The organism is Halobaculum sp. MBLA0143 (assembly GCF_041361465.1).
Lineage (GTDB): Archaea > Halobacteriota > Halobacteria > Halobacteriales > Haloferacaceae > JAHENP01.
On the sequence record NZ_JBGKAC010000001.1, the window covers coordinates 2,327,235 to 2,353,049 of the forward strand.

Annotated in this window: 31 protein-coding genes; 14 read left to right on the forward strand and 17 right to left on the reverse strand. The window is 67.6% G+C overall.

From position 1 onward, the window contains the following. Positions 1–143 precede the first annotated feature (143 nt). Positions 144–710 carry a PadR family transcriptional regulator gene (locus tag RYH79_RS12055; protein ID WP_370899443.1) on the forward strand — a complete coding sequence of 189 codons (567 nt, stop codon included), beginning with the start codon at positions 144–146 and terminating at the stop codon, positions 708–710. A gap of 33 nt (positions 711–743) precedes the next feature. Here RYH79_RS12055 and RYH79_RS12060 read toward each other — a convergent pair whose 3' ends face one another. Continuing rightward, complete coding sequence (locus RYH79_RS12060) at positions 744–2,528, reverse strand: site-2 protease family protein (RefSeq protein ID WP_370899445.1); 1,785 nt, start codon at positions 2,526–2,528, stop codon at positions 744–746. A 101-nt stretch (positions 2,529–2,629) separates the two neighbouring features. On the opposite strand from RYH79_RS12060, the gene RYH79_RS12065 reads away from it, so the two are divergent. Continuing rightward, positions 2,630–3,133, forward strand: a complete 504-nt coding sequence (locus RYH79_RS12065; protein ID WP_370899447.1) for a hypothetical protein — start codon at positions 2,630–2,632, stop codon at positions 3,131–3,133. Here RYH79_RS12065 and RYH79_RS12070 read toward each other — a convergent pair. Beyond that, a complete protein-coding gene (locus RYH79_RS12070; RefSeq protein WP_370899449.1) occupies positions 3,127–3,447 on the reverse strand; it encodes a DUF7976 family protein in 321 nt (106 codons plus the stop codon). The two genes, RYH79_RS12065 and RYH79_RS12070, sit on opposite strands and share 7 nt — an antisense overlap. 94 nt (positions 3,448–3,541) lie before the next feature. Between RYH79_RS12070 and RYH79_RS12075 the strand changes: the two genes are divergently transcribed. From RYH79_RS12075 to RYH79_RS12085, 3 genes are all read left to right on the forward strand, one after another. Beyond that, positions 3,542–4,645 (forward strand): glycosyltransferase family protein, encoded by a 1,104-nt coding sequence (locus RYH79_RS12075; protein ID WP_370899451.1) that lies wholly within the window; start codon positions 3,542–3,544, stop codon positions 4,643–4,645. Positions 4,646–4,720: 75 nt separating this feature from the next. Beyond that, complete coding sequence (locus RYH79_RS12080) at positions 4,721–4,933, forward strand: LSM domain-containing protein (protein WP_370899453.1); 213 nt, start codon at positions 4,721–4,723, stop codon at positions 4,931–4,933. After that, positions 4,930–5,106, forward strand: coding sequence for a 50S ribosomal protein L37e (locus tag RYH79_RS12085; RefSeq protein ID WP_370899455.1), 177 nt, complete (start codon positions 4,930–4,932; stop codon positions 5,104–5,106). The genes RYH79_RS12080 and RYH79_RS12085 overlap by 4 nt, the downstream gene beginning before the upstream one ends. A 9-nt stretch (positions 5,107–5,115) precedes the next feature. Here the strand turns inward: RYH79_RS12085 and RYH79_RS12090 are convergent, their stop codons facing one another. Next, positions 5,116–5,268 (reverse strand): ribbon-helix-helix protein, CopG family, encoded by a 153-nt coding sequence (locus tag RYH79_RS12090; RefSeq protein WP_370899457.1) that lies wholly within the window; start codon positions 5,266–5,268, stop codon positions 5,116–5,118. Between the two features lie 114 nt (positions 5,269–5,382). Between RYH79_RS12090 and RYH79_RS12095 the strand changes: the two genes are divergently transcribed. Beyond that, entirely contained in the window at positions 5,383–7,572 is a 2,190-nt protein-coding gene (locus tag RYH79_RS12095) for a hypothetical protein (protein WP_370899459.1), read from the forward strand. Positions 7,573–7,970: 398 nt separating this feature from the next. Continuing rightward, entirely contained in the window at positions 7,971–8,807 is an 837-nt protein-coding gene (locus RYH79_RS12100; protein WP_370899461.1) for a transcriptional regulator TbsP domain-containing protein, read from the forward strand. 387 nt (positions 8,808–9,194) lie between these two features. Here the strand turns inward: RYH79_RS12100 and RYH79_RS12105 are convergent, their stop codons facing one another. From RYH79_RS12105 to RYH79_RS12115, 3 genes are read right to left on the reverse strand one after another with little or no spacing between them, the layout of a single operon-like run. Continuing rightward, on the reverse strand, positions 9,195–9,977 hold the full coding sequence (locus RYH79_RS12105; RefSeq protein WP_370899463.1) for a DUF8135 domain-containing protein: 783 nt from the start codon (positions 9,975–9,977) through the stop codon (positions 9,195–9,197). Further along, on the reverse strand, positions 9,970–10,908 hold the full coding sequence (locus RYH79_RS12110; protein ID WP_370899465.1) for a CopG family transcriptional regulator: 939 nt from the start codon (positions 10,906–10,908) through the stop codon (positions 9,970–9,972). The genes RYH79_RS12105 and RYH79_RS12110 overlap by 8 nt, the downstream gene beginning before the upstream one ends. Positions 10,909–10,952: 44 nt before the next feature. Beyond that, on the reverse strand, positions 10,953–11,789 hold the full coding sequence (locus RYH79_RS12115) for an RAD55 family ATPase (protein WP_370899467.1): 837 nt from the start codon (positions 11,787–11,789) through the stop codon (positions 10,953–10,955). 127 nt (positions 11,790–11,916) lie between these two features. Between RYH79_RS12115 and RYH79_RS12120 the strand changes: the two genes are divergently transcribed. Together RYH79_RS12120 and RYH79_RS12125 are read left to right on the forward strand one after the other, a co-directional pair. Next, positions 11,917–12,159: a hypothetical protein gene (locus RYH79_RS12120; RefSeq protein WP_370899469.1), complete on the forward strand. Its 243-nt coding sequence runs from the start codon at positions 11,917–11,919 to the stop codon at positions 12,157–12,159. Positions 12,160–12,375: 216 nt separating this feature from the next. Next, a complete protein-coding gene (locus RYH79_RS12125) occupies positions 12,376–12,696 on the forward strand; it encodes a transcription factor S (RefSeq protein WP_370899471.1) in 321 nt (106 codons plus the stop codon). On the opposite strand, the gene RYH79_RS12130 is transcribed toward RYH79_RS12125, so the two are convergent. The 4 genes from RYH79_RS12130 to RYH79_RS12145 all read right to left on the reverse strand — a co-directional run bounded on the left by RYH79_RS12130 (position 12,693) and on the right by RYH79_RS12145 (position 15,663). Then, on the reverse strand, positions 12,693–13,571 hold the full coding sequence (locus tag RYH79_RS12130; RefSeq protein WP_370899473.1) for a hypothetical protein: 879 nt from the start codon (positions 13,569–13,571) through the stop codon (positions 12,693–12,695). The genes RYH79_RS12125 and RYH79_RS12130 overlap by 4 nt on opposite strands. Further along, on the reverse strand, positions 13,504–14,493 hold the full coding sequence (locus RYH79_RS12135; protein WP_370899475.1) for a hypothetical protein: 990 nt from the start codon (positions 14,491–14,493) through the stop codon (positions 13,504–13,506). The genes RYH79_RS12130 and RYH79_RS12135 overlap by 68 nt, the downstream gene beginning before the upstream one ends. 170 nt (positions 14,494–14,663) lie before the next feature. Then, complete coding sequence (locus RYH79_RS12140; protein WP_021046648.1) at positions 14,664–14,858, reverse strand: cold-shock protein; 195 nt, start codon at positions 14,856–14,858, stop codon at positions 14,664–14,666. Between the two features lie 166 nt (positions 14,859–15,024). After that, positions 15,025–15,663 (reverse strand): alpha/beta hydrolase, encoded by a 639-nt coding sequence (locus tag RYH79_RS12145; RefSeq protein ID WP_370899478.1) that lies wholly within the window; start codon positions 15,661–15,663, stop codon positions 15,025–15,027. A 101-nt stretch (positions 15,664–15,764) separates the two neighbouring features. Between RYH79_RS12145 and RYH79_RS12150 the strand changes: the two genes are divergently transcribed. Beyond that, positions 15,765–16,622 carry a PspA/IM30 family protein gene (locus RYH79_RS12150; protein ID WP_370899480.1) on the forward strand — a complete coding sequence of 286 codons (858 nt, stop codon included), beginning with the start codon at positions 15,765–15,767 and terminating at the stop codon, positions 16,620–16,622. 55 nt (positions 16,623–16,677) lie between these two features. Here the strand turns inward: RYH79_RS12150 and RYH79_RS12155 are convergent, their stop codons facing one another. After that, positions 16,678–17,517, reverse strand: a complete 840-nt coding sequence (locus RYH79_RS12155; protein WP_370899482.1) for a M14 family metallopeptidase — start codon at positions 17,515–17,517, stop codon at positions 16,678–16,680. Between the two features lie 104 nt (positions 17,518–17,621). On the opposite strand from RYH79_RS12155, the gene fen reads away from it, so the two are divergent. Beyond that, on the forward strand, positions 17,622–18,596 hold the full coding sequence (fen, locus tag RYH79_RS12160) for a flap endonuclease-1 (RefSeq protein ID WP_370899484.1): 975 nt from the start codon (positions 17,622–17,624) through the stop codon (positions 18,594–18,596). 51 nt (positions 18,597–18,647) lie between these two features. Here fen and RYH79_RS12165 read toward each other — a convergent pair whose 3' ends face one another. After that, a complete protein-coding gene (locus tag RYH79_RS12165; protein ID WP_370899486.1) occupies positions 18,648–19,097 on the reverse strand; it encodes a DUF7988 family protein in 450 nt (149 codons plus the stop codon). 78 nt (positions 19,098–19,175) lie between these two features. Here RYH79_RS12165 and RYH79_RS12170 point away from each other — a divergent pair, with 78 nt between their 5' ends. Then, a complete protein-coding gene (locus RYH79_RS12170; protein WP_370899488.1) occupies positions 19,176–19,445 on the forward strand; it encodes a BolA family protein in 270 nt (89 codons plus the stop codon). Between the two features lie 9 nt (positions 19,446–19,454). Here the strand turns inward: RYH79_RS12170 and RYH79_RS12175 are convergent, their stop codons facing one another. After that, the gene (locus RYH79_RS12175; RefSeq protein ID WP_370899490.1) at positions 19,455–20,387 is read right to left on the reverse strand and encodes an MOSC domain-containing protein; all 933 of its coding nucleotides are present in this window, start codon (positions 20,385–20,387) and stop codon (positions 19,455–19,457) included. Between the two features lie 116 nt (positions 20,388–20,503). Here RYH79_RS12175 and RYH79_RS12180 point away from each other — a divergent pair, with 116 nt between their 5' ends. Next, a complete protein-coding gene (locus tag RYH79_RS12180; RefSeq protein ID WP_370899492.1) occupies positions 20,504–21,088 on the forward strand; it encodes a DUF6517 family protein in 585 nt (194 codons plus the stop codon). Positions 21,089–21,130: 42 nt separating this feature from the next. Here RYH79_RS12180 and RYH79_RS12185 read toward each other — a convergent pair whose 3' ends face one another. From RYH79_RS12185 to RYH79_RS12195, 3 genes are read right to left on the reverse strand one after another with little or no spacing between them, the layout of a single operon-like run. Then, positions 21,131–22,024, reverse strand: coding sequence for a transcriptional regulator TbsP domain-containing protein (locus RYH79_RS12185; RefSeq protein WP_370899494.1), 894 nt, complete (start codon positions 22,022–22,024; stop codon positions 21,131–21,133). Positions 22,025–22,050: 26 nt separating this feature from the next. Next, complete coding sequence (locus RYH79_RS12190; RefSeq protein WP_370899496.1) at positions 22,051–22,818, reverse strand: methyltransferase domain-containing protein; 768 nt, start codon at positions 22,816–22,818, stop codon at positions 22,051–22,053. Next, positions 22,815–23,252, reverse strand: a complete 438-nt coding sequence (locus RYH79_RS12195) for a nascent polypeptide-associated complex protein (protein ID WP_370899498.1) — start codon at positions 23,250–23,252, stop codon at positions 22,815–22,817. The genes RYH79_RS12190 and RYH79_RS12195 overlap by 4 nt, the downstream gene beginning before the upstream one ends. A gap of 97 nt (positions 23,253–23,349) precedes the next feature. Between RYH79_RS12195 and RYH79_RS12200 the strand changes: the two genes are divergently transcribed. Beyond that, positions 23,350–24,579 (forward strand): HD domain-containing protein, encoded by a 1,230-nt coding sequence (locus RYH79_RS12200; protein WP_370899500.1) that lies wholly within the window; start codon positions 23,350–23,352, stop codon positions 24,577–24,579. A gap of 48 nt (positions 24,580–24,627) precedes the next feature. On the opposite strand, the gene RYH79_RS12205 is transcribed toward RYH79_RS12200, so the two are convergent. Beyond that, positions 24,628–25,806, reverse strand: coding sequence for a M24 family metallopeptidase (locus tag RYH79_RS12205; RefSeq protein ID WP_370899502.1), 1,179 nt, complete (start codon positions 25,804–25,806; stop codon positions 24,628–24,630). Positions 25,807–25,815 lie beyond the last annotated feature (9 nt).

A 25,815-nucleotide genomic window follows, 5' to 3' on the forward strand; every position in this document is an offset into this window, starting at 1 on the left:
GGCCTGCGAGTGTCGCCGTTCCGGCGTCGGCCACGGACGACCACCGGCGGGGGTACCGGCGGGTGGTGTCACGGTTCGCCGGAACACGCCTCGTGTCGCAGCGACCGAAACGCTTAGCCGGAGCGGCAGTGAATCTCGTACCGATGCGGAAGAGCGGCCCGCCGCGTGGGCTCATCTCGTACCTGATGTTGGAGCTTCTGGAGGAGAAGCCGCGGTACGGCTACGAGATACTCAAGGAGATCGAGTCTATCAGCGGCGGCCACTGGGAACCCTCCTACGGCTCCGTCTACCCAGTGCTCCACAACTTCGAGGACGAAGGGTGGGCAGAGCGAATCGAGCGCGACGACGAGCCCGACCGGAAGTACTTCCGGCTGACGGACGTCGGCCGGGACCACCTCGCGGAGAAGCGAGGCGACTCCGGCGGCGACGCCCGAGAGTTCGCGGACGTAATTCTGGGCTTCTACCACGTGTACGTCGCCTTCGCCACGGACGACCGGTTCGACGTGGACGACGCCGCGGAGGGCTGGCAGTTCGACGACGACCACTCCGCCTGGATCGCAGAACAGGTGATCCGTCACCACGAACGCGACTTCGGACCGTTCGAACGGATCGACGCCACCCCCGAGGAGTTCCACGGGGAGGAGCCACCGTCTCCCGAGGAGGGCGGCGACGCAGACGAGGCAGACGTGGAGACGGACGGCGGCCGGTGAGCGGTCGTCACCCACTGAGCCGGTCGGCGGTCGCTAAGACAGGACCTGCGGCCCGAACATGATGAGCAACAGCGACGCGAGCATCACCAGTCCGACGGAGGTGGTGACCGTCCGGACGAGCCGTTCTCTGTTGCCGACCGGGAGTCGGGAGACGACACCCTCGACGACCATCCGGAGGATGCGCCCGCCGTCGAGTGGGTAGCCGGGGATACAGTTGAACACCCCCAGTTGGAGGTTGACCCAGGCCGTCCAGAACAAGACGTTCGCGGCCAGGAACACCGGCGTCTCGCCCGCGGCCGCGAGGGGGCCGGTCACGTCGTAGAAGTTGGCCACGTCGCCGTAGAACCCCGCGAAGTTGTACGGGAGGATGCCGATGGCGCCCGCCAACGGGAGCAGGAGCGTGGCGAAGACGAGCCCGAGCGCGCTGTCGACGAGCCCGGACAACGGGCCGGGCGGCGAGACGCTGCCGCCCAGCAGCGCGAGGTAGCTCTCGGCGGGGTACGTCCGGACGCCGACGTCGCCGACGACCAGTCCGGAGGTGCCACGGGCGACGCCGCCGAGCGTGGCGTCACCCTGTGGACCCTCCCCGAGCGTGACGGTGTAGTTCTGGAACTCCCCGTCGACGTACGCCCGCAGCGACACCGTCTCGTCGGGCGACCGCTCGGCCAACGACGACGACAGCGCCGCGTCGCCGACGATCCGTCGTCCGTCCAGCCGGGTGACGACGAGCGAAGTGTTGGCGGGCGGTCCGTCACTCCCCGCGAGCGAGGCGGAACTGCTCTGCACGTACGCCCCGAGCGGCACGGTGAGGTTACCGGCGCTCGTCTCCAGCCGTGCGAGTTCGTGGCGAGCGGCCGCGTCCTCGAAGGCCGCCTCCGTCCGGACGGTCGTGCCGTTCACTGCCGACACTGTGATGGCTTCCCCGTCGCCCGCGACGGAGAAGCCGGCGGGATTACCCGGGGAGGTGCCGATCACCACCACCCGGCGGTCGAGCGTCGTCGTCGTCTCTCCGTTCACACCGATCTCCACCGACGGGTCGCCGACGTCGTCTAAGGCGGCGTTCAGCTCGTCGGCGCCGTCGATCGGCCGGTCGCCGACGGCGGTGATCCGGTCGCCGGGGCCGATTCCGGCGTCGCTCGCGGCGGTGCCGGGGTAGACGCCGGCGACGGCGACGCCCGGCGCGGCGGTGATCGCGCCGATCACCGGGCCGAACAGGAGTGCGTACGCGACGATCGTCACGGCGAAGTTGTTGGTCACGCCGGCGGCGAACACGCGGTTGTTGGCGCCGCGGTCGATGTCCAGTCGGCCCTCCTCGCCGACCGGCTGGGCGAAGGCCCCGATGGGGACGATCGTGAACAAGACGAGCCCGAGCGAGTCGAGGTCGACGCCCTCGACTCTGTACAGCAGTCCGTGGCCGGCCTCGTGGACGACGAGCGCGATCGCCAGCCCGGCGACGATCTCCGGGGCGACGGCCAACGGGAGGAAGTCGTTGACACCGGGGACGAGCAGGAAGTTCGAGGGCTGGTTGGCGGTCGTAGCGGTCGGATTCTGGAGGGTGACGGCCGCCCCACGGAGGAGGAACAGGAACATCCCGGCCATCACGACGAGCGCGACGCCGACACCGAGGTTCGACCACGCCCGCCAGAACCGTCGGGGGCCGGCGACCCAGCCGAGGAACCGCCGACCGACGGTGGTGTGGAGCGTCGTCAGCGGCCCCTGGACCCGGACGGCGTCCGGGAGGTAGCCGCGCGTCGACAGCGCGGTCGCGGCCGCAGAGTAGACCAACACGCCCGCGAGAACCCACAGCAGTGTGTTCATCTGTCGGAGACAGGCGGGCCGGCCAGAAATGGGTTCGGGTCCGCCATCGGCCAGCGACCTCACCGAACGATTGATACTCTGGTACCACTAACGAACGTTCGATGGTGGAACTCCGGCACAGGAGGGAGGCCGGGCTCGCTGCCGTAGAGCAGGTGCCGACGCTCCGCGACCGGATCGTCACCCTGCCCGTGGAGTCTGTGGTGCCGAACCACTGGGAAGTCGGCTGTAAGGTCGTGAAGTTCAAGGACGAACTGCCGGCGGACGCGATCACGCTCCGTCGTCCCCGCCGGGCACAGGAACTGATCCTCACGACCGCCGGCACCGACGGCCGACTCACGCTCGGGGTCTACGAACACGACCGGACCCGCGGCCGTCGCACCCAGGTCGCCACCCGCGAACACGAAGAGGGGCGTGAGCTCCGGGAGACGCTGTACGAGGCGTTCACGGACGCCTGCCGGCAGGCAGCCCGGATCGACGGGCTGCCGCCGTCCGTCGCGGCCATCGAGGCACGCGACCCGGCAGTCGTCGTCGAGGGCGAACGGGTCCACGCGAGTGAGGAGGAGGGGGTCGTCGGTCGGCTCCTCGGCCGGATCAAGTTCTACTGATCCTCGTCGGGTCGCAGCCCACCCTGCGTCTTCACCTGTACGATGTTCCGGACGTTCAGGTAGATCTCTTCGGGAGAGGTGTCCTCGTCGGGGTCGTACAGGTCCGACACGCGGTAGAGGATCGCGGCGACCTGTCTGGACTCCGAGGAGTCGCCGCGGATCTCGTCGGCGGTGGCCCGGATGATCTCGCGGCGACGGTCGGCGGAGACGGCGTCTACGCTGTCGGACACCGCATCTGTGTCGTCGGAGGCAACGTCTGTGTCGTCGGGGACGACGGTGGCGTCGCGGTCGGTGTCGGGGTCGTCGCCTGGCACACGACCGGCTCCGGCGTCCGGCCCCGAGTGTGTTTCCACTCGTGGCGGCGGGCAGACGCGGGAGTTATTCCCACCGAGACCCTGACAGGAGACGATGGAGTACGTTCAGGAACGGATCACCACGCTCCACGACCTGCGGGAGGCCGACCGGAGCGTCTCGGCGGATCGGGCGGCCGTGGTGGTCCCGATGACGGAGCGGGAGTACGCGGGGCTGGCGGCAGAACGGGTGTTGTCGGAACTGGCGGCGCTGGACCCCGGGCGAGTGGTGGTGCCGTTGCGGGCGAGCGCGGAGGCAGTGCCGGAGTTCCGGTCGTGGCTCGACGGGTTCGACCTGGAACTGGAGACCGTGTGGTGTGACGGGCCACGGGTGGCGGAGCTGCTGTCGGAGGCCGGGCTGGACGGGCCTCGTGGGAAGGGGCGAGACGTGTGGCTGGCGCTGGGGGTGGCGCTGTCGACGGACGCAGAGCAGATCGTCCTCCACGACGCCGACACGGAGACGTACGACCGGTCGTACGTCCGGCGGCTGTTGGCGCCGTTGGTGACCGACGGCGGCTTCTCGTTCTCGAAGGGGTACTACGCTCGCGTCGAGGACGACGGGCTGTACGGCCGGCTGTTCCGGTTGTTCTACACGCCGTTGGTCCGGACGCTCCGGGAGGCACACGGCGGGTCGTTCCTGGCGTACCTGGACGCCTTCCGGTACGCACTCGCGGGGGAGTTCGCCGCCACCAGAGAGGTGGCCGCAGGGCTGCGGGTCCAACGCCAGTGGGGACTGGAGGTCGGGACGCTGGCGGACGCGTACGACGCCGTCGGGTCGGACGGAACCGCACAGGTCGACCTGGGGAGCTACTCCCACGACCACCGTGCGGTGTCCGGCTCGACCGGACTCGCGGAGATGAGCGAGTCCGTCGGCGGGACGCTGCTGCGGGCGGTAGAGGAACACGGGGTGACGCCGACGTACGACACGTTGTCGGCGCGCTACCGGGAGACGGCGGAGACGCTCGTCCGGTCGTACGCCGCCGACGCCGGCTTCAACGGGCTGCCGTTCGACCGCGCCGGAGAGCTGGAGCAGGTTGCGGCGTACGCGGACGCCATCCGGGAGCCGGGGGCGGACACCCGGCTGCCGCCGTGGCGCGAGGCGGCCGTGGAGCCGACGGCAGTCGCGGCCGCGGCGCGGGCGGACGCCGCAGAGCTGTCGTGAGTCGGCCGTCCCCCACGCGTCGGGAGACGACTCCGCTCCGGTACGTTTAATTACGCTCGTAGTGACAGTGCCAGTATGAGCGGGCGACCACTCGACGTGTTGGAAGAGGCGTTAGAAGCTGTCGTGACGGTGCGACTGAAGGACGGGAGCGCTCGGTCCGGCCTGTTGTCGGGTTACGACCAGCACATGAACGTCGTCTTGGAACCGCACGAGGCCAGCGGCGGGGACGAGGCAGTCGAAGACACAACGATTATCCGTGGCGACAACGTCGTTTCGATCAATCTATGACCGGCGCAGGGACGCCTTCCCAGGGGAAGAAGAACACCACGACGCACGTGAAGTGTCGACGGTGTGGCGAGAAGTCCTACCACGTCAAGAAGAAGGTGTGCTCGTCGTGTGGCTTCGGCGACTCGGCGAAGCGCCGCGACTACGAGTGGGAGTCGAAGACCGGCGACAACTGACGCGGTCTCTCACTCCGACTCAAGCCACTCGTCTAGCAGTTCTCTGATCGCCGCCGCCCTGTTGTCGCGGTGATCACGGAACGCCTTACGATCGATCTCCTCCAGTTCCGACTCCGTCAGTTCCACCGTCACCTCTTCCATGTCCAGCAGGTCGCCGTTCATCACTCCCGAGTAGTGGCTCGGGGATCAAATACACCAGTCAGACGACCGTCTTCCGGGCGTCAGACCCGCGTCACGCGGGCGAAGTTTCTTCTCTGCCCGAGTGGATTAACGACCGTGCGGATACACCGAACGGACAGCGTGGGGGTGGAAGAGCACGAGAACGGGTTCCGTGTCACGGACGTGGCCAACAACACGGTACGGGTGTCCGGGGAGTCGTGGACGAGTGGGGTGGAGGCGCCGTCGGTGACAGAAGCGCTCGCGACCGTCGACACCGGGCCGGCGGAGCCGGCGACGACGCTAGGCGTGGAGACGGAGGAGCTGTCGTTCCCGCCCGTGTACGCCGTCGCCACGCCGGTCGACCGGGTGGCGCCGACGGAGTTCGGGGGGGACGCTCGGCGGCGAGAGCTCCCGCCGGACGACTACCTCCTGCGTGTCGAGGCGAGCGTGCGGTTGTTCTTGCGGGTGCAGGGAGCGCCGACGCTCCGGCGGGAGAACGCCGAGGGGTTGTGGGTGTCGTTCCCGGAACCGACGCGGGTCGGCATCGCCGTCGACAGCCACGTCGACCCGCCGGGGGAGACGGTCGTCGTGCCGGAGACGCCGGGGGGCGTAGCGACCGCGTTGTCGACACTCCACGGCGCCGTCGAGACCACCACGCCGGACCGGACCTGGCCGACGAAGCGCAACCGACCGCCGTCGATCAGGTTCGGGGCGGAGACGCACGTCCCCGAGACCGTCGACGACGGACGAGAGTCGACGGAGGTGGTGTACCACGCGCCGCCGTCGTTGGACGCGCTCGTGCCGGCGGCGTCGTTGATCCACTACCTGGGCGCCTCCGTCAAGGTGGCCGAAGGGGTGGAGCCGGCCCTGGAGCTGCCCGAGCGGTGGGTGTCGCTGTCGGACCACGCCGCGGACGGCGCCGTCGACACGGCCGCGAGCGCGTTGCTGCGGCGGTGTTTCTACCTCGACTGTGTCGCCCGCGGTGCCGGACCACACGGCGGTCCGTTGTCGGTGGCGGACACGTTCGACACGCTCGGGCTGGACCCCGTCGAGCTGTACGAGACGCCGTTGGCGGCCCGGGTGCGCCGGTACCTCGACGTCGACTTCGACGCCGTCACCGACCGGTTCCCGGAGTGGCACCTCTCCGTCGCCGTCGAGCCGACGTACGAACACGCTGCCGTGTTGCCGCACCTCGTCTCCGAGCTGCCGTTCCTCCCGGAGCCGGACGCGCGAGACCTCGCCAAGAAGGAATGGATGGCGCTGTCGCTGACCGGCGGCTCGGACGGCGGGCTCCGCGGTGAACGGACCGGTCCAAACGAGAGCCCGACGCCCGGGGCCGGCGGGCGCGAGGTGTCGAACGTGGACTTGGTCGACCCGAACGAGGGGCCCGGACGCACCCACGGCTGGCTCGCGGAGGGGGTGCCAGTCGGCGCGTACAAGGCGCTGCCGGCGGCGTACGCCAACCGCGACCAGTACCTCGACGAACCGGACGACGCGCTGTCCGTCACGGCGGTCGTCAACGACACGGAGATGATGAGCCGTCTGCTGCGGCCGGACGGGCCCGGACTCCACGACGAACGGCAGGCGTCCGTCGCCCACTACGCCCGTCGGGAGGAGGCGCTCAACGTGGACGTGACCGTCGAGGAGAACCTCTCGGCGCCGGAGCTGGCACAGGTGTTCGGGTCCCGCAACGACCTCGTCCACTTCCTGGGTCACCACGACGAGGAGGGGCTGGACTGTGCCGGGGGGTACCTCCACCCGGACAGCGTCGACAAGTCCCGGACGGAGACGTTCTTCCTCAACGCCTGTGGGTCGTACCCGTTCGGCCAGGCGCTCGTCCGGAAGGGCTCCGTCGTCGGCGGCGTCACCTTCGAGTCCGTCCTCGACGACGACGCCTTCGAGGTGGGCTCCACCTTCGCCGGGCTGATGACCCTGGGGTACACCGTCTCCCGCGCGCTGGCGATTGCCAGCCAGAAGTCGATCGCGCCGAAGGACTACGCCGTCGTCGGCGACGGCACACACCGGGTGATGCAGTCGGACGCGCTCGTTCCGCCCGAGATGCAGGTGTTCGAGACGGAGGGCGGAGAGTACGAGATTGTGCGGAAGGCTGTCGACACTGGGATGTTGGGCGGAGAGCAACAGACTAGTTTCGATACGGGCGATGAATCTCTCCGTCTGGTCGGACAGACGAAAGTTTTCAGTGTTGATACTGGCGGACTACTCGAAATGTTGAGAACACAGAACTCGCCAGCAAGATTCGACGGTGAACTGCTCTGGCCCGACAAACTCACGCAGAGAATCGAGTGATCGTTACGGGCCAGGGTTGGTGACAGTGTGTTCGCCCGTTGTACTCACTCTATCTCTCACCTCTTCCCCAGCATCCCAGATCAGATCGAGAGTATCAAACCCACCAGACGCCACCTCGCCGGCAGCGGCAGCGGACCCCTGGAGCGCGACGAGTACGACGAGCGCCAGGAGCGCGGCGAGGAGACGTGGGTGTGTGGTGAGCAGACGCGATGCGTGGCTCTTCAGTGTCGACCGTGCACTACGCGCGAGCGGCATACCGGTTCGTTGTGAATCTGTACCATTAAACCTGTCTACGGTGAAATCGATCTCCCCGCGAGAGGAGGCTACACGCGGACGTAGGGTTTTTCGGGTGGGTTCGATAGGATTAAGTTGGCAGGCAATCATTAGTGTGACATAACATGTCGACCGAACTGGAAGCGGAGCTTCAGGGAAGCGATCCTACAGCGGTGCTCCGGGAGTTCCTCTCGGAGGCGGCACCGTCGTCGGTGTACCACCTCGTCGACCTGCCGTGGCCGTACATCGCGTCACTGACCGAGGCAGCCACCGAGTTCGACCCGGCAGAGCTGCCGGAGCTGCGGCTGTTGGGCCGTCGAGAGACCCTCGTGAGCCTGCGTCAGAGCTTCTTGGGGGCTGCACGCGCCGCGAACCTCGTCGAGGCCGACCGGCTGGCCGTCCGCGAACGGGAGCCGACCGGCGACACGCCCCTGATCGTCGGGGAAGAACGTGTCCACGTGCCGCTCCTGTTGGACGGCACCGGTGCCGCAGTCGTCGCCACGCGTGGCTCGTTCGCAGAACAGGCCGGCGAGTCGGTCGCGAGCGCCTGGGAGGGCGGCGAGCCGTTCTCGCTGCGGACGCCGGCGCTGGAGCGCATCCGCGACACGATGGCGTCCGACCTGGGGTCGGGGCTCAAGGAGGACTTCGACCAGAGTCTCGCGCGCGCCGCGACGCAGCGCGACCCCGGCGACTTCGAGCCGGTGACGGCCGCCGTCGTCGTCGCCGCCGCCAACGGGACGCTCCACTACGACCTCAGCCGCTGGGGGGAGTCCGTCGGCCTGGCGTCGAAGGCCACCTTCTCCCGCCGGAAGGGCGAACTGGAGGACATGGACGTCATCACGACGGAGAAGGTACCCGTGGAGATGGGCCGCCCGCGCCAACGGCTCCACCTCACCGACGAGTACGACAGCAAGCTAGGCGATCACGGCGTCGACGAACTCGTCGCCCGTATCGCCGGCTGAGCCGACACCGAGCGACCTCGGCGGTCTCGACTGGGGCGACGCGGCGGTGTGACGCCGCGTGTTCAGACTACCACCACACGAACGGTCGCGTCTGTTCGGGGCGACGCGACCCTACGCGGTCTCCTCTCCCACGGCCTCGCGGTCTCGACGACACCGTAGTCGCTACTCTGGCGACGGTGTCGTCCGGCTCGAGGGTGCGGTCCTCGACCGACTCGTGGGTAGCAATCTTCGGCCAACTCGTCTCTAGCGGTCTCCGACCGACTCGTCTCTAGCGGTCCCCGACCGACTCGTCTCTAGCGGTCCCCGACCGACTCGTCTCCAGCGGTCTCCGACCGACTCGTCTCCAGCGGTCTCCGACCGACTCGTCTCTAGCGGTCCCCGACCGACTCAAGAGTCTCCTGCGGCGTCGAAGTTCGGCCCGTCTTCGCCGATCATCGGACAGCTCCGCACCCGGAAGTGGTCGCTGTCGCGCACCTCCACGATCTCCGTCCCCTCGTGGCCACACGACAGCTCCGGTGGCGACGAGAGGTACGGACACTGCTGGCAGTACTGTCGCTTGTCGACGACGTGTTCCGGCGCGTCCGTCGCCGTCTCCTCCACGGGCTCTGCGGCCGACTCCGAGTCCGGCTGTTGGAACCCCTCGTCGGTCTCCAACCGCTCCCACGCCTCCTCCGGGTCGATGTCCGCCGTTTCGACCGTCTCGAACGGTGACTCCTCCGGGTCGACGGCGTCGGCGTCGCCCGCCACCTCCGCCGCGAGCTCCGACAACGGCACGTCCGCCCCGGCGTCGTCGGCTGTCGTCTCCGCGGTCTCGTCGGCTGCCGTCTCTACGGTCTCGTCGGACGACTCTTCGGGGTCGTCGGCGTGACTGCCGGAGTAGGTGTCGTCCGGGATCTCGTCCAGCAGATCACCGGACGAGTCGCTCGACTGCGCGTCGTCGTCCGAAGTCTCCTGGCTCGCGTCGCCGAAGTCGACCTCGACGTCGTCGGAGTCGAACCCCTCCCCGTCGGCTGGCTCGTCTGTGTCGTCGACGTCGGGCTCGTCTGGGTCGTCGAGACCGCCGGCGCCGATCTCGTCCGCGAGGTCGGACAACGGCGCGTCTCCGGAGTCACGGTCGTCGTCCGCGTCGTGGTCGTCGGGCGGGTCGCCGCCCGGGTCGTCGTCAGTCACGGTCGTTCACCCCGTCTTCGGCCGGGTCGGAGAACAACGTCTCCACGTCCGCCGGCTCCGCGGGGTCGTCGTTGCCGACCTCGCGGCGGGCCGCAGCCCCGGGGTCGGTGTGGTCCGTCGGACCGTCCGCCGACCGCTCGACGGCGTCGCGCGACTCCTCCAACGCCGGGCGGTCGGCGACGACGAGCCGCGCGGGTCGGAAGAACCCCGTGTCCGTGTCGACCCCCTCGTACGGCGCCTCGCAGTGGGGACAGCGGGCGTCCGCCAGCAGGCCGAGGTAGACGGTCGACTCGCAGGTGCCACAGACGGCGTCGGTCACCCCCTTCTGGGTGGCCTCGTGTTGGAGCGTCTCGGCGGCCGCCCGACGGTCGTCTGCCGCCTCCAACTCCGCCAGCCGGTCGCGCAGCCGGGTGATCGCGGAGACGAGCCGGTCCGTGCGGGAGCGTACGTCGTCGGTCCCCTCCTTCAGCCCGCGGAGGATACTCTCGTAGTTGTCGAACCCGCCGTCGACGCTGGCTTCCAGCGCCTCGACGGTCTCGCGGACCGACTCCGTCTCCGCGAGCGCCGCCTCCGCGGAGTCGGTGGCCGAGTTCGCCTCCGAGGCGACCGCCTCCATCTCCGTGCGGAGCTCCGGGTGGTCGTGGTCCGCCGACGCCTTCTCGTCGGCCTCGCGTTTCACCTGGATCACCCGTTCGCGCACGTCCTGGATCTTCTCGTCCACCTCCGTCTCCAGGTCGGCGACGCGCGACTCCAGCGTCGACAGCTCCTCGGCGTCCGGCTGCGGGAGGAGCGTCTCGTGTTCGTCGAGCAGGCGGTACGCGGCAGCTGCTCGCGCGAGCACCTCCGACGGGCTGCGGCCGGTCTCGGCGGCGCGCGCGGTTACCCACTCACGCAACGGCTCCGGCAACTCGACGGCCTCCTCTCCGTCCATCGGTCGTACTGGCTTCGTGACGGCGACCTAAGTAACCCTGCGGTTCACCTGATCTTCCGCACGTCGCTGATGTCCAGTCCGCCGTCGTGGATCTCCGTCTCGAACTGGACGATGTTCTCCGACTCTAGCTGGGAGAGCACACCCCGGAACTCCCGGACCACCATCGTCCGGGCGCGCTGTGAGCCGCCGGACTCCCACCGGAACTCCAGGGTGCCGCCGCTGGCGTCCATCAACTGGCCGTACTGGATCTCCGTCAGCGTCTCGACGTTGACGATCGCGAGGAGGAGACAGCCCCACGAGTGGGCGGCCTTCCCCAGCCCGCGGGCCAGCATCGCCACGTCGTCCCACTCGATCTCGCCGCCGGCGGCGTCCACGAGCTCCGTCAGCGAGTCCAACACGACCACGTTCCCCTGGGCGTTGTCCGAGAGGTACTCCCCGACGGCGCTCAACACCTCCTCACGATTCTCCCCGCCCGAGAGGTCCCGCAGCGAGGTGGCCTCGCCGACGTACCACTCCCGAGGGATGCTGGACAGCTGGAAGTACTCCTCGGAGAAGTCCTGGAACTGGATCTCGTCGATCGCGGCGTCTACGATCTCGTCGTCCATCACGTACCGGAGCTCCCGTTCCACGTACCCCTCGCCGGCCGACAACGAGAGGTAGTGGACCGCCTCCGGCCGCTCGGTCCCCTCGTCTAGCTCCCCGTAGTAGAGGTCGAACAGCTCCGGGTCCGACAGCGCGAGCGCGTTCATCGCCGCGCTCGTGTACGCGAACTCCCGACCACCGGCGCCGGACTCGCCCGCGACCAACACGCTGTTGCCGGGCGGCGCGCCGCCGCCGAGCACGTCGTCGAGTCGCGCCACGCCGAACGGGAGCAGTGCCATACTTACACTGTGGCGTGGCGGCGTTTAGGGGTTGTGGCGGCCGAGACCACCGACACGGAGCTGTGGCGGCTGTCACGTCTGTCCCCCACTCGTCCGGTCGTGAGAGTTTCCGAGCGAAAATTTCACGTTGGCTTACATCCTCGCGTCGAGTGTAGAACAGCTGCCCGACTCGCTGACGGGGGTCGTCTACCTCGTGACCGGGATCGTAGTCGGGTCGATCGTCGCCGTTCCAGTCGTGAGCGCGGCGACCGACGACGGGGGACTGTTGTACCCGACGCTCGTGTACGTGTTCGTCGCCCTGGGAGTCGCACTGGTGTCGGCTCCGTCAGTAATCGAGGGATACAGATCGGTAGAGGTCGGCGACGAGTGATCGCCCCTCGGGGTGTTGCGAGCGCCGGGCGTCCACCGAGTCGAGGAACACGCCGTGCGGCGGCGACCCGTCGTCTCCGTCGAACGGTCCGGCGTCTGCAACCGCCTCGCCGAACGAGACGCTGCCGGCAGGACGACTCGGCTCTCTGATCGGACACACCTCTGCCCAGTGGTGGATACCAACGCTCATGTGACTGCTGGCGTTATGCCGACCACGATGCAGTTCTGTGACGACTGCGGCTCGATGATGGTCGCGCAGGGCGACCAGATGGTCTGTACCGACTGCGGCACGGCCGCCGACAAGGACGCCGGCCTCTCGGAGGCGTACGAGTCCACCGAAGAGCAGAGCACGGACGACGTGATCGAGACAGAAGAGGGAGCCAACTTCGAGGGGAAGCCGACAGAGGAGACCAAGTGCGAGGAGTGTGGCCACGACGAGGCGTACTACACGTTCAAACAGACCGCCTCCGCCGACGAGCCGCCGACGCGGTTCTTCAAGTGTGTCGAGTGTGGCCACCGCTGGCGGGAGTATAATTAGAGTTTGGAGAAAGTCCTTGGGTCCCCAGATTTGACCACTCGTTCGAACCCCGCCTGCTCAACAGTGAAAACTGGGATTGAGCGGCCTTCTGCTGCATTCATCGCTTTATCAGTAAATCCATTTATACTAATAAACAATATTCTGTTGCAAATAGAATCAGTTATGTATGTTTCAGACTGCCCACAGAACTGATGTACGTAACCCGGCGAAATTGGGCTTTTTTCCCACTTGTTCTCTACCATCGTTGAAAGGCCAAAGAAGTCAGCAAACCACCCAGGCGGATTGTACCCTTTGACTATGACATCTAGTTCGCCAGTCTCCGTCTGTTCTTTTACCACCACGTTCACACCCTCTATCTGCGAAAATATTATTCCGACATAGTAGTCAAGCTCTATTCCGCGCTTTGAGGGACTTTCTACCGATTTTAGATCTTCATAGAGAGATATTAATCCAGGCTCAGGTATGCTAGCTGACTCCATACAGTAGTATCGTACCGTTTCTGAGAAGTCGCTAAAAAAATCGTAGTGATTGGACCTCAGCTCAAACGTAAGTCTCCAGTTTCGTTTCTCAGCACTATCGAACTGATTACCGCACAGATCGCATCTCACATGCCCTTCTGGGAGCGATTGAGTCGAATGGGTTGAATATATACAGTCACAGTTTGGACAGCTTAGTTCAACCATACTTTGTACTTCCCCTTCGTCCTCAAGAGCTTCGAGAACAGCCACAGTGTATTCTTCATCGATTCCAGCTTCACTTGAGAGGTCTCTAACGGTGGCAGTTGAGGCATTCTTTTTCACTAATTCATTAAGTGAACTTTCTAATCGTTTCCGATCCTTCTCGGGTACCCCCTCTATTTTCTTTGACAAGCTCATAGATTATTTCTAACACCTCGTTGTACACTTGTTCCATCTCAACGGTCTGGAAGCTGACCCTGTGGTCCTTCCAGTTCAATTGTAAGCGTATTTCCCTTTCAAACCCACCCACATCTAGCACAGCATACCCAGATATTACTGTTCCTCCTCGGTTTTGTACTAACTTCTCGTACTCAGAATCCTCTCGAACATCCTCACGCACTCCGCTGCTCCGACCGGAGGTGGCAGATACATCCCTAACAGTCTCATCATCATTCTCCCTGAGTCTCAGCTTCACCGACGAAAACCGCTCCACATGCTGGCTTTCAAGATCATCCTTTATAAGATCACCAATGCGTATTCTCCCCGACATCGTCTCTTTCTGGCCGAAAGAATCCCTTATGCCTGTAGTGATCCCCTTGGCGACTTTGTCGTTTGATGTTCTCACCTCATACACTTCTTTATTCCTATAGAATACAACTGGAACCGCTTTGCTCACGCCTTTGGACCTCGTCTGCATAGTCTTTGGATCAGTATGTCCAACGAAGTCTGTGTATGAGAATGTGAGATAGAGGTTACCTCTGATCTCTTCGCACTGCTCAACACTGTACCTCGGAGCAGCATCATCGTCACGATTAAAGTGCTTTTTGACTGTTCTTTCGATAGACTTGAATGACTCAGAGTCCAGTCCAGAGAGTTCGTAGTAATTGGTTGATCCTGATTTTGCATACTTATACGCGCAGACGAGATCAGTAAGCTGATCACTAGACAGCTCGTCAACGACAGTCGCCGTGAACCGGTTAGGATCTGTATCCGCTTTTATATTATTTGCCCGGAGGAACCTTCGAACCGCCTCTTTAGCTATATCGTAAGACTTGATAAACTCCAGACGGCTGTCAGCATCTACTGAGGACTCATCAGAAAGGTCATTCAAGGTACTCATATTATCGTCCTGGCTCCCCTCTCGTTAAAATCTGTTGGAAAGGGCTATAGCATATCTGATACTAATAGCCCCTATATCCCAGTATCAGAGCCACTCACCAAATATTAGATAGTATGAGCAGAGCTAGCAGGTATAAAAAATTGGTGATTGAAAGTCCGTAGAGACAGCGTCTACTGGCGGACGACGTTCGTCGCGCGCGGACCCTTCTCTGCCTGTTCGATTTCGAACTCGATCTCTTCGCCTTCGGTGAGGTCCGGCCCGCCGACGTCCTCCATGTGGAAGAACACGTCCTCCTCGGAGTCGTCAGTCGCAATGAAACCGTAACCGCCCGTGTCGTTGAAGAAGTCGACCTTCCCTTCTGCCATAGCAACTCGAACGAGGCCGGACACACCTATAACCCTTTCCGTTCGTCCACGAGAGCGGGGTGAGAGTGGTCATCTGTCACACACGACCCCGTCGTTTCGAACAAACGTTTTCGTTCCCGACAGTGTCGCGGCCGCGCAGCCGACGTTCAGTCGCTCGTGTCGGAGATCACTGTCCGTTCTGGAAGTTCTCCGCGAGCGCGTCCGGGAGCCAGCCGGCGACGTGGTCGGCGACGGTCCCGGCCTGGCCGACGAAGAAGTGGTCGGCCGGGAGCGACACGGTCTCGGCGCCGGCCGTCTCGGCGGCTTCGACGACCGGCTCCCAGTCGGCGACGTCGTCGCGCGTGCCGGAGACGACGAGTGTCGGGGCGTCGACCTCCGGAACGGCCGCGACGGCGTCGAGATCGTCCGCGATCCGGGCGGTCGGCGCGAGCGCGGCGACGGCGTCCACGCGGCGGCCCGTCTCGGTCGCCTCGCCGGCGACGACGAGCGACAGCGTCGCGCCGAAGCTGAAGCCGAACAACCCGACGCGGTCCGAACGCTCGCGCGCCCAGTCGACGGCCGCTCGCACGTCGGCGCGTTCACCGTACCCCTCGTCCCAGTCACCGTAGTCGAAGCGGAGACAGTCGACACCGCGGGCCGTCAGATCGTCGGCGACCGCCCGCAGGCGCTCGTCACCACGGTGACCGCGGTGTCGTGGGTGCGGGGGGCAGGCGACGACACAGGCCGTCGCGTCGCCGTCGGCGCGATCCAGACTGGCCCGCACGTCCCGGCCGCCGGGGACGAGAACCGTGTCGCTGTCGGTCACGGCCGTTCGTCGGGACTGGAGGGGCAGGAGACTGTCGGTCCACCGGGGGGCGAGTGAAACGTGTGATTAGGATTTATTGGGTAGAGTCCCAATGACCGACCATGGGAATCCTCTCTCGGGCATCGTACGTGGTCCGGTCGAAGATCAACACGCTCCTGAACCGGGCCGAAGACCCCTCCGAGACGCTCGACTACAGCTACGAGCAGATGCGCGACGAACTCCAGGAGGTCAAACAGGGCATCGCGGACCTGACGACCCAGAAGAAGCGCCTGGAGATGCAGAAGCGCAACTTGGAGGACAACGTCGAGAAGCACAACGAACAGGCACGCGAGGCAGTCCAGCAGGACCGCGAGGACCTCGCCCGGAAGGCGTTGGAGAAGAAGAAGTCGAAGATGAGCCAGATCGAGGAGCTGGAGGGACAGATCCAGGAGCTCCAGAGCACCCAAGACCAGCTCGTCGAGAAGAAGAACCAGCTCCAGGGCCGGATCGAGGAGTTCAAGACGAAGAAGGAGACGATGAAGGCGCGCTACGAGGCCGCCGAGGCGTCCAACCGCGTGAGCGAGGCGATGTCCGGCGTCGGCGACGAGATGGAGGACGTGGGTCGGGCGATCGACCGCGCCGAAGAACGGACAGAGGAGATGGAGGCGCGCTCGGAGGCGATGGACGAGCTCCAGGCGACCGGCACGTTCGACGACGCGCTCGCGGACGGCGACGAGATCGACCAGGAGCTCCAACAGGGTCGGGCCGACCGCGAGGTGGAGACGGAACTGGAGACGCTCAAGTCCGACATGGGCAAGGGAAGCTCCGGCGGCACCAACGGCGCCGACACGGAGACCGAGACGGAGTCGACGGACGACGTCGACCTCTCGGACCTGGACGACGGGGGGACCGGCTCGAACGAGGAGATCGAAGCGGAGCTAGAGGAGATCAAAGACGACACGGACGAGAAGTCGAACTGAATCGATCCGGGCCGGTCGGACCTGGTCCGGTCTGCTCCCCGAGAGAGGGGTCTCGTTACTCGACGGCTGTGAGTCGGCCTTCGCGGACGGCACGGAACCCCAGTTTGTCCGCGTACCCGTCCGTCGACATCAACACGGGGTAGAAGGCCTCCTGGGCCTGGACGGACGCCCCGTCTCGGCGGGCGAACGCCTCGCCGGCGGCGACCCGTCGGAAGTTCTCGCCGGTGAACACGTCGCCGGCCCGGCCGGCCTCGCCGACGATCCGGAACAGTTCTGGCGTCGTCCCGCGCGCCGGGAGCCCGTGGTCCGGCGTCGTCTCGGGCAGAGCGACCGCGTCGCCCGTCGGCAGTGCCGACGGCTCCGGGACGAGTTCGGCGGCGGTCAGGAACCGCGCGACCACCCGGACGGCGACGCCGGCGGCCGCCTCCGACCCGCTCAGCCCGCACTCGACGGCGACACCGTCGACGTGTGACAGGAGTCCACCGCCGAGGGAGCCGGCGTCGACAGCGTGGTCCGTGCCGGTCGCGGCAGCGAGCGCGAGCGAACGGTCGGTCGTCCGACCGACGACCGCGAACGGCTCCGAGCCGGAGACGGTGGAGTGGAGGTCGAGGACGGTCCGGCCCTCGACGGCCGACAGCACGTCGGCCGCCAGCCGCGACTCGTGGCTGTCCCCGTCCGGGTCGCCAGGGAACGCGCGGTTCAGGTCCTCGTCGACGCAACGGCACCCGTCGTCTATCGCCCGTTCGTTGGCGACGACGAGCCGCAGGGGTTCCGCCAGCTCCGGCTCGTTGGCTCGCAGGTGCTCGACGGCCCGGAGACCACACGGCTCGTCGCCGTGGAGACAGGCGACGACGGCGTACGAGGGGTCGTCGCCGCCGAGGTCGGTGACACGCACAGACACGGTAGAGCGCTGTCGCACTTGACTGTCTCGGGACGGACGAGCGCGTCCCCGAGGCGCGAACCGCGACGCTTGAAGTGTCGCCCGCCCGAACGACGGGCATGGGAAACGCCGACCTCCGCGACATCGCAGCCCTGCGGACGGTGTCGCTCGACGACCTCTCCGGGGTGGTGGCGGTGGACGCACACAACTGGCTGTACCGCTACCTCACGACGACCGTGCGGTTCACCGCAGACGAGGCGTACACCACGGCGGACGGCCGGGAGGTGGCGAACCTGATCGGGATCGCCCAGGGGCTGCCGAATTTCTTCGAGCACGACCTCACGCCGGTGTTCGTGTTCGACGGCGGGGTGACGGAGCTGAAAGACGAGGAGGTGCAGCGTCGCCGCGAACAGCGCGAGGCGGCCGAGGAACGCCGGGAGGCGGCCGAGGAACGCGGCGACACGGTCGAGGCCGCGCGGCTGGCCGCCCAGACTCAACGACTCACCCAGACGATCCAGGAGACCTCCCGGGAGCTGTTGGAACTGCTGGACGTACCGGTCGTCGAAGCGCCCGCGGAGGGGGAAGCGCAGGCGGCTCACATGAACGCGACCGGTGCGGTCGACTACGTCGGCAGCGAGGACTACGACGTGCTCCTGTTCGGCGGGCCACGGACGATCCGGAAGCTGACCGGCTCCGACGACCCGGAGGTGATGGATCTGTCCGCCACGCTCGAACGCCACGACCTCACCCGCGAGCAGTTGATCGACGCCGCGATGCTGTGCGGGACGGACTTCAACGAGGGCGTCTCCGGAGTCGGCCCGAAGACGGCCGTACGTCTCCTCGACGAGCACGGCGACCTGTTCACCGCCTTGGAGGCGGAGGGGGCGACGGTGGCCAACGCCGACGCGGTACGGCAGTTCTTCCGTGACCCGCCCGTGACGGACGCGACGTTCGACACGACCGTCTCGCCGGACGTCGAGGCCGCACGGGCGTACGTCACCGACGAGTGGGAGGTGCCGGCCTCGGAGGTGGAGGCGGGGTTCGATCGCCTCTCGGACGCGCTCACACAGACTGGGCTGGACGACTGGACGTGACGCTCGGCCGCCGTTCTCGACCTCGTGTTGGGGTGTGCCGCGGTCGGCGGGTCATCGCAGCCGGACGCGAATTCGGTCGTCGTCGCGGCGGTACGTCGCCGGACCGTCGCTCGCGCGCGAGACGGTGAACGCCCGCAGTTCGACGACCAGCCGGCAGTCGGGCAGCGTCGCGCGGAGAATCGGTCCGGTGGCGGTGACGACGAGGTACGGGGGTGCGGGGACGGGGTCGGCCGGCAGCGACGCCCCGAGCGCCTCGGCTGCGGTCTCTAACACGGCGAGCAGGCCGGCGCGGTCGTCGCTCGTCAGCCGTCGTTCGAACGGCTCCGTGACGCCAGTTCTGTCGCTCGGCGGGGCGGTCCACTCGTCCGCGACCGCGTCGGCGGCGCGCCACACCCGATCCAGCGTCTCCGGGTGTTGCTCGCGGACTCGTCGCCGGACGCGCGCGGTCGGGTCGTCGCCGTCGGAGAGGGCGTCGTCGAGTGCGTCGTCGCCGTCGGGCACGTTCGTCGTCGGGGGCGGCGGTGACAAGAGTCTGCCGCGAGCCGTCCCGCTTTTGTTCGTCGCCCGTCCACCGTCGGTATGGACGAGTCGACAGTGGCGGCAGCCGTGGAGGATGGGATTCCGGACGCCGACGCGACCGTCACCCGCCCGCGTGTTCACGACGACGAGCAGGAGGACGCCCACTACGCCGCGGTCGTGGTGTCGCCGGCGTTCGAGGGCGAGAGCATCGTCGACCGCCACCAGATGGTGTACGACGCCGTCGGCGACGCGATGACGACGGAGGTCCACGCCCTGGAGATCACGACGTACACGCCCGCGGAGTACGCCGAGCAGTCCGACGAGTCGTAGCGCCGCCGGTCACGCCTCCGCCGCCGGGACGGCCCCGTCCACGACCACGCGGTCGCCGACTGCGAGGCGGCTCTCTCGCCCGGCCGGCGGCACGACCGTGTTGAGCGCGAGCCGGAACGCTCCCTCGAACCGCGGGCCGTCGCTCCAGTCGGGCAGCGTCTCCGTGCGCCGCCGGACGAACCGCTCGCGGAACCCCGCCGTCTCGGCGCCGGTGTCCGGGTCGCGCGCCGGGACGACACACCGGCGACAGGGGCCGACGCCATCGAGTGTGGCGTCGCCCACCCGGAAGCGAACGCGTTCCGACCGGTCGCCGTACAGTCTCTCCTCCCAGAACGCCGGTACACCCGAGACGACCAGGTTCGGTCGGAACCGTCGGGCCACGGCTCGCTCGGAGAGGTCGAACCAGTCGCCGACCGTCGACAGCGTCGCCCGGGACAACAGCGTCGGCCCGCTCGCGGCGGTGTCGTCCGGGTAGCTCGGCTCGGTGACGGCCGCTCGCACCTCGTAGCCGAGGTACGTCTCGACCCACTCGGCCAACGCGTCCGGACCGCCGCGTACGTCGCTGTCCGTCTCCTCTTCGCCTGCGTCGCTGTCCGTCTCCTCCTCGCCCGCGTCACTGTCCGTCTCCTCTTCGCCTGCGTCGCCGTCGGCGAGTCCGGGCACCCGGAACGTCGCCGGCGACGGGACGCTCCCGGTCGGTGCCGCCTCGACCGACGGTGGGGTGAGCCGGACGGTTCCGGCGGTGGAGTCGTAGTCGGCAGACAGCCGGTGGACCGCCCGCTCGTTCTTCCCGTTGACGTAGTCGCCGTCGGCGTCGACGAGCGCGACCACGCGGTCGGGGCGGAGACTCCCGTCCGGCCGCAGCGTCGCGGCGTCGACCGTCAGCCCATCCAACGCCTTCACCGGGTACACCCGGATCGTCGACAGCGTCGCCTCGTTCACACCCCGGGTTCGCCGTCGGTCGACAAGAGTCTCCCGGGGGCCGTCGTCGCCCGCCGTTCGCCGCGGAGCGACGCCGCCCCACCGAAGTTATCCCGCTGCCGACCGAGACCGAGACGATGGGAGTCGACCGACCGGCCGTCCCGGCGGCCCTGATTGCGGGCTGGCGGGAGACGGAGGCGACGGTGACGCGACCGTTCGACGCCCGGGTGGTCACCGTCGACGCCCACACCGTGGTGTACGACGACGACGACCTGCACGACCGACTCGCCGAGACCGCGGGAGTGTCCGGCCGGTGGCGGTTCTTCGTCGCCGCGCGGCTGGCGCTGTCGCCACGGGCCGGCCCCTCGCGGGCGCTCACCCGGCTCGTCGCCGACCGCGCCCACGACGGGTTCGCCGACCGGCTGGCCGACCGCGGGCTCGAACGGGTCCGGCAGCGCGGGACACGCTGGGAGACAGTCGCCGACAGGGACGCGCGGGTGGCCAGCTACGAGGCCGTCTACGACCCGGGGCCGGTGTCCGTCCGGACGAGCGCCCGGGTCGCCGTCCGGCCGGCCGACGAGGGGTACCTCCTGGCCGGCGGAGCGTACCCGACGGCCGTCAGGGGGAGTGGAGATCCGGAGACGGGCGAGGCGGTGGCGGCGGCGGTGGAGCCGGAACGCTTCGACGACGAGCTGACGACGCTGATCGGCGCCGTCGAGTGACCCGTCCGGCACGACTCGTCGACCGCCGTCGAGTGATCGGCCTCAGTCGCCGTCGACCACCGTCTCCGTCGCCCCGTCGTACAGCGCCCGAGCGTGTGTCAGGAGATCCTCCGGCGGACAGTCGCGGAGCCGGTCGGCGTCGACGAGCAGCTTCTGTCGCGGGCGGCCGACCCCCTGTGGGACCCGGTCCGTCTCGACGAGCCCGCGGTCGACGAGCCGCGACTTCACCCGGGACAGCTCCGTTCGGCTGGAGAGGCCGATCGACTCCGCCCACTCGGACACCGCCATCGTCTGGAGGCCGTGACGAGCGGCGACGAGTCCGACGACCGTCACCACGTCGAACGTGCCGCTGACCGGCAGCTCGGGCGCGTCGGCCAACACGATCCGCAGCGTCTCTCCGGCGTCGGGGAACGCCTCCACGAACGTGTTCGTCAGCTCTCGCCAGCCCGGCGTCGACGGCTCCAACGGCTCGGCCGCCGCCCACCGACGGTCGTACCGCTCGTGGAGGCGACGACACAGCGACGGCGTCCGGGCGGTGACGGACTGGAGCTCGCCGGTCGGGCGGAGGTGAGCGTGGACTGCGCCGTCCGCGACCGTCACCCGCTGAGAGAGGTCGTCTGCGGCCGCGACCGCGAGGTGGTCGTCCGCCCGGAGGTCGGACGCGACGGCGGCGGTCACGAACCGGCCGAGCAGCGCGCTCGGCTCCGACACCAGGAGTCTGATCGGTGTCGACCCGTCCGCCACCGACGGGACGGCGGCGACGTACTCCGTCACGTCCACGTCACCGCCGACGGTCGGGGTCGACCGGTCGATTCGCGTCTCGTGGAGGCGACCGAGCAGGGACCTGGCGAACTCGGCGGGCGGTGAGACACACAACACTCCGTCACGGCCGTCGGTCGTCCGGCCGTGGCCCCGTGGCCGTTCGTCTCGTGACATACACCCCGGTAGATTCCGGGGGTTAATCAATTCCCTCTATTCGATATCGACCGAGCAAAAGTCAGGTAGCCGGAGTGACCGACGCCGGCAGTGTCCGGACGGGTGCCTCGGTCGCCGACGTCGAGTTCTCGTTGGATGGTCTCTACGGTCTCGACGCCGTCCAGGCCCGCGTCTCTGGCCGCGAGCGCGACCTCGCGGGCGTCCTCGACGAACGGGGAGTAGACGGCCAGGAAGCCGCCGCGCCGGAGCAGCGCCGGCGCCCGGGCGACGACCGTCGGCGCGTCCGCCGTGTCCAGGGTCACCAGGTCGAAGCCGGGCTCGCGGTCGGCGAGGGCGTCTAGCTCGTCGGTCACGTCGCCCGTCCGCACGTCTACCGCGTCCGCGACGCCGCCGAGTCGGACGTTGTCGCGCGCCACGTCGGCGAACTCCGAGTCGACCTCGTAGGTGACCACCTCGGCGCCGAGTCGCGCGAGGTAGGAGGCCAACACCCCGGTGCCCGTGCCGGCGTCCAACACCGTGTCGCCCGCCCGAGCGCCGGTCTCGCCGACGATCAGCCCCACGTCTCGGGGGAGCATCGGTGCGCCCGTCCGCTCGTAGTGGTCGAACAGGTCCGGGCCGCGCAGCCGCCGCACCCGGAACTCCTCGCCGAGGTGTGTCTCCAGGCTGTCGCCCGGCTCGGCGTCTTCCGGCACCGTGAGCACGCCCAGGTCCGTCTGGAGCTCCGCGCCCCGCTCCCGGAGGTACTCCCGGTCGGAGTCGGGGTCCGTGTGGACCAGCAGTAACGAGCGTGTCACTCCAGTTCCGAGATCGCCGCCGCCAGGTCGCCGTCCACCTCGGCCAGCGTCTCGCGGGCCTGTGACGGCGGCACGCCCGCCCGCTGGGCGACGAGCTCCACGTCGTCGTCCGGGATCGCGTCCGCGGTCGTGGCGTCGTCGCCGCCCGACTCCGGTGTCGCGTCGTCGTCACCCGACTCCAGCGTCGCGTCGTCGCCCGCATCCAGCGTCGCGTCGTCGTCGCCGGCGACCTGGTGGGTGTCCGGCGAGCCGACGATCTGGTACGTCTCCTGGCCTTGTGCGTCCATCTTCGTCACCTGCGGGGCGTCGAAGACGAGCTCTTCGTCTTCCGTGACGATGACGACCGACTCCGCGTCCAGCTCGTCCATGTCGATCCCCATCTGTTTCATCATCTGTTCCATCTTCCGCGGGTCCATGCCGCCGCCTCCGAACATACGTTGTCCGTCGGCTGGCGCGAGGTTAAGGGTGACGACGTACTGTGGTCGCCACAGGCCACGACGCTTTTTGTACGAAGCCGCCGAACCACAGCCCGTGCCGACGATCAAGGACAGCGTCCACGACCACATCGAGGTGGACGGCGTCGCCGCGGAGCTACTGGACACGCCGCCGGTCCAGCGGCTCCGCCGGATCTCCCAGCTCGGGACGGTGAAGCTCGTCTACCCGTCCGCGAACCACACCCGGTTCGAACACTCGTTGGGGGTGTACCACCTCGCCGACCGGGCGCTGGCGTCGCTTGGCGTCGAGGGCCGGGAGGCCGAGCGGGTGCGGGCGGCCGCACTGCTGCACGACGTGGGTCACGCGCCGTTCAGCCACAACGTCGAGACGCTGATCCACCGCCGCACGGGACTGTACCACGACGACGTGACCGACATCCTGACGGAGTCGGCCGTCGGCGACGTGCTCCGGGACCACGACATCGACCCCGAGCGAGTCGCCGGACTCGTCTCCGGCGAGGGTCGGTACGGCCAACTCGTCTCCGGCGAACTCGATGTCGACCGGATGGACTACCTCGTCCGTGACGCCCACCACACCGGGGTCCCGTACGGCACTATCGACCACGAACGACTGATCCGGGAGCTGACGTTCGCCGACGGCGACCTGGTGCTCGCGGAGGGGAACGTCCAGACGGCGGAGTCGTTGCTGTTGGCGCGGGCGCTGATGAACCCCACCGTCTACACCCAACACACCGCTCGGATCAGCAAGGGGATGCTCCGGCGCGCGACGGAACGGCTGCTCCAGGCGACGGACTGGACCGCCGGGGACGTGCGCCGGTGGGACGACTACGACCTCCTGACGGCGCTGCGGCGGTGTGAGGCGACCGCGGCGTTCGCCCGCCGGTACGACGAGCGATCGTTGCTCAAACGAGCGGTGTGGGCGGAGTACGACGACGTGCCCGAGCGGGTTCGGAAGCTCGACCACGACCAGATCCGGGCGGCCGAGGACGCCATCGCCGACCGGGCCGACGTCTCCCCCCGCGAGGTGATCGTCGACGTGGAACGCGACCCAGCGATGCGAGAGTCCACCTCGGAGGTGATCGTGAACGACGAAGTCCGGCGGCTGGAAGACGAGTCACCGTTGGTCTCCGCGCTCCGGGACGTCCAACACCAGCGCTGGCGGCTGGGCGTGTACACTCCGGCAGAGACTGTCGACCCGGTCGGTGCCGCTGCCGTCGAGGAGTTGGAGTTGGACGCCGAGAGCGCCCCGGTGTCGGAGGTACAGGAGAACCTCCACGCGACGCTCGACGAGTTCGGCGCGGAGTGAGTCGTCGCGTTCGGACTGCGACGTGTGTCGAGCGGGGAGTGAACCGGATCAGTCGACGACTAGTTCGACGGGGTAGTCCGTGAGGTTGCGGTAGCCGTCCTCCGTGACGACGACGGTGTCTTCGATCCGGACGCCGCCGTGGTCGGGGTCGTACAGTCCCGGCTCGACCGTGACGACGTGGCCGGGGCGCAGTTCCTCGCCACGGGGGGAGAGACTGGGCGACTCGTGGACCTCCAAGCCGACACCGTGGCCGGTGGAGTGGATGAACCCGGTCTCCGTCGTCGGGTCCGACCGGAAGGTCGCGTAGTCGGCTCCCTCGTACACGTCACAGACGGCGTCGTGGACCTCGCTCCCGGTGACGCCCGCCTGGAGCGTGTCCAACGCCGCCGTCAGCGCCTCGTGTGTCAGGTCGTAGCGTCGTCGGAGTTCCGCGGTCGGCTCCCCGACGAGGAACGTCCGTGTCACGTCGCCGTGGTACTTCGTCGTCTTGTCCTGCGGGAAGATGTCGACGATGATCGGCTCGTCTGCCGACAACGGGCCGCTGCCCCGCTCGTGTGGGTCGGCCGCGTCTGCGCCACACGCCACGATCGTCTCGTCTAACGCGCAGTCCCGGCGGAGGAGCGTGATCTCGATCTCCCGGCGCACCCGTTCGCTCGTCAGCGGCTCCCCGTCGTGGACGAGCGTGCCGTCGTCGGCGACGGTCGCGGCCGACAGCAGTTCCTCCGTTCGGGCGAGTGCCGCCTCGTTGGCGGCCTGTGCCGCCCGGAGGTTGGACACTTCCTCGTCCGTCTTGATCGCGCGCACCTCGCCGACGGCGTCGTCCTCGTCGACCGCCACGTCGACACCGACCTCGCGGAGCGCGTCGGCGGTGCCCAGCGGGAACCGCTCGGGCACGAGCACGCTCGTCACGTCCGCCTCCGACAGGAACGACGCGAACACCTTCGCCGTGCCGAGCCGCTCGCCGTGTTCCTCGATCAGCGCCTGGCGGTCGTAGTCGGCGTACCGGCACACCTCGTCGGCGCGGGCCGTCTGGCTCGCGCGGCCGTACTCCAGCCCGGAGACGAGCAGTCGCACCGTCTCCGGGGTGTAGAGGGTGACGAACGGGTCCGGGGCGTCGAACCCGGAGAGGTACCGTTGGGTGGCCTCCTCGGAGGCGGCGTAGACGAGGTAGCCGTCCGCGTCCGCCGCCGCGAGCGCGTCGTCGACCGCTCCGAAGTCGGGATTCATGCTCGGACA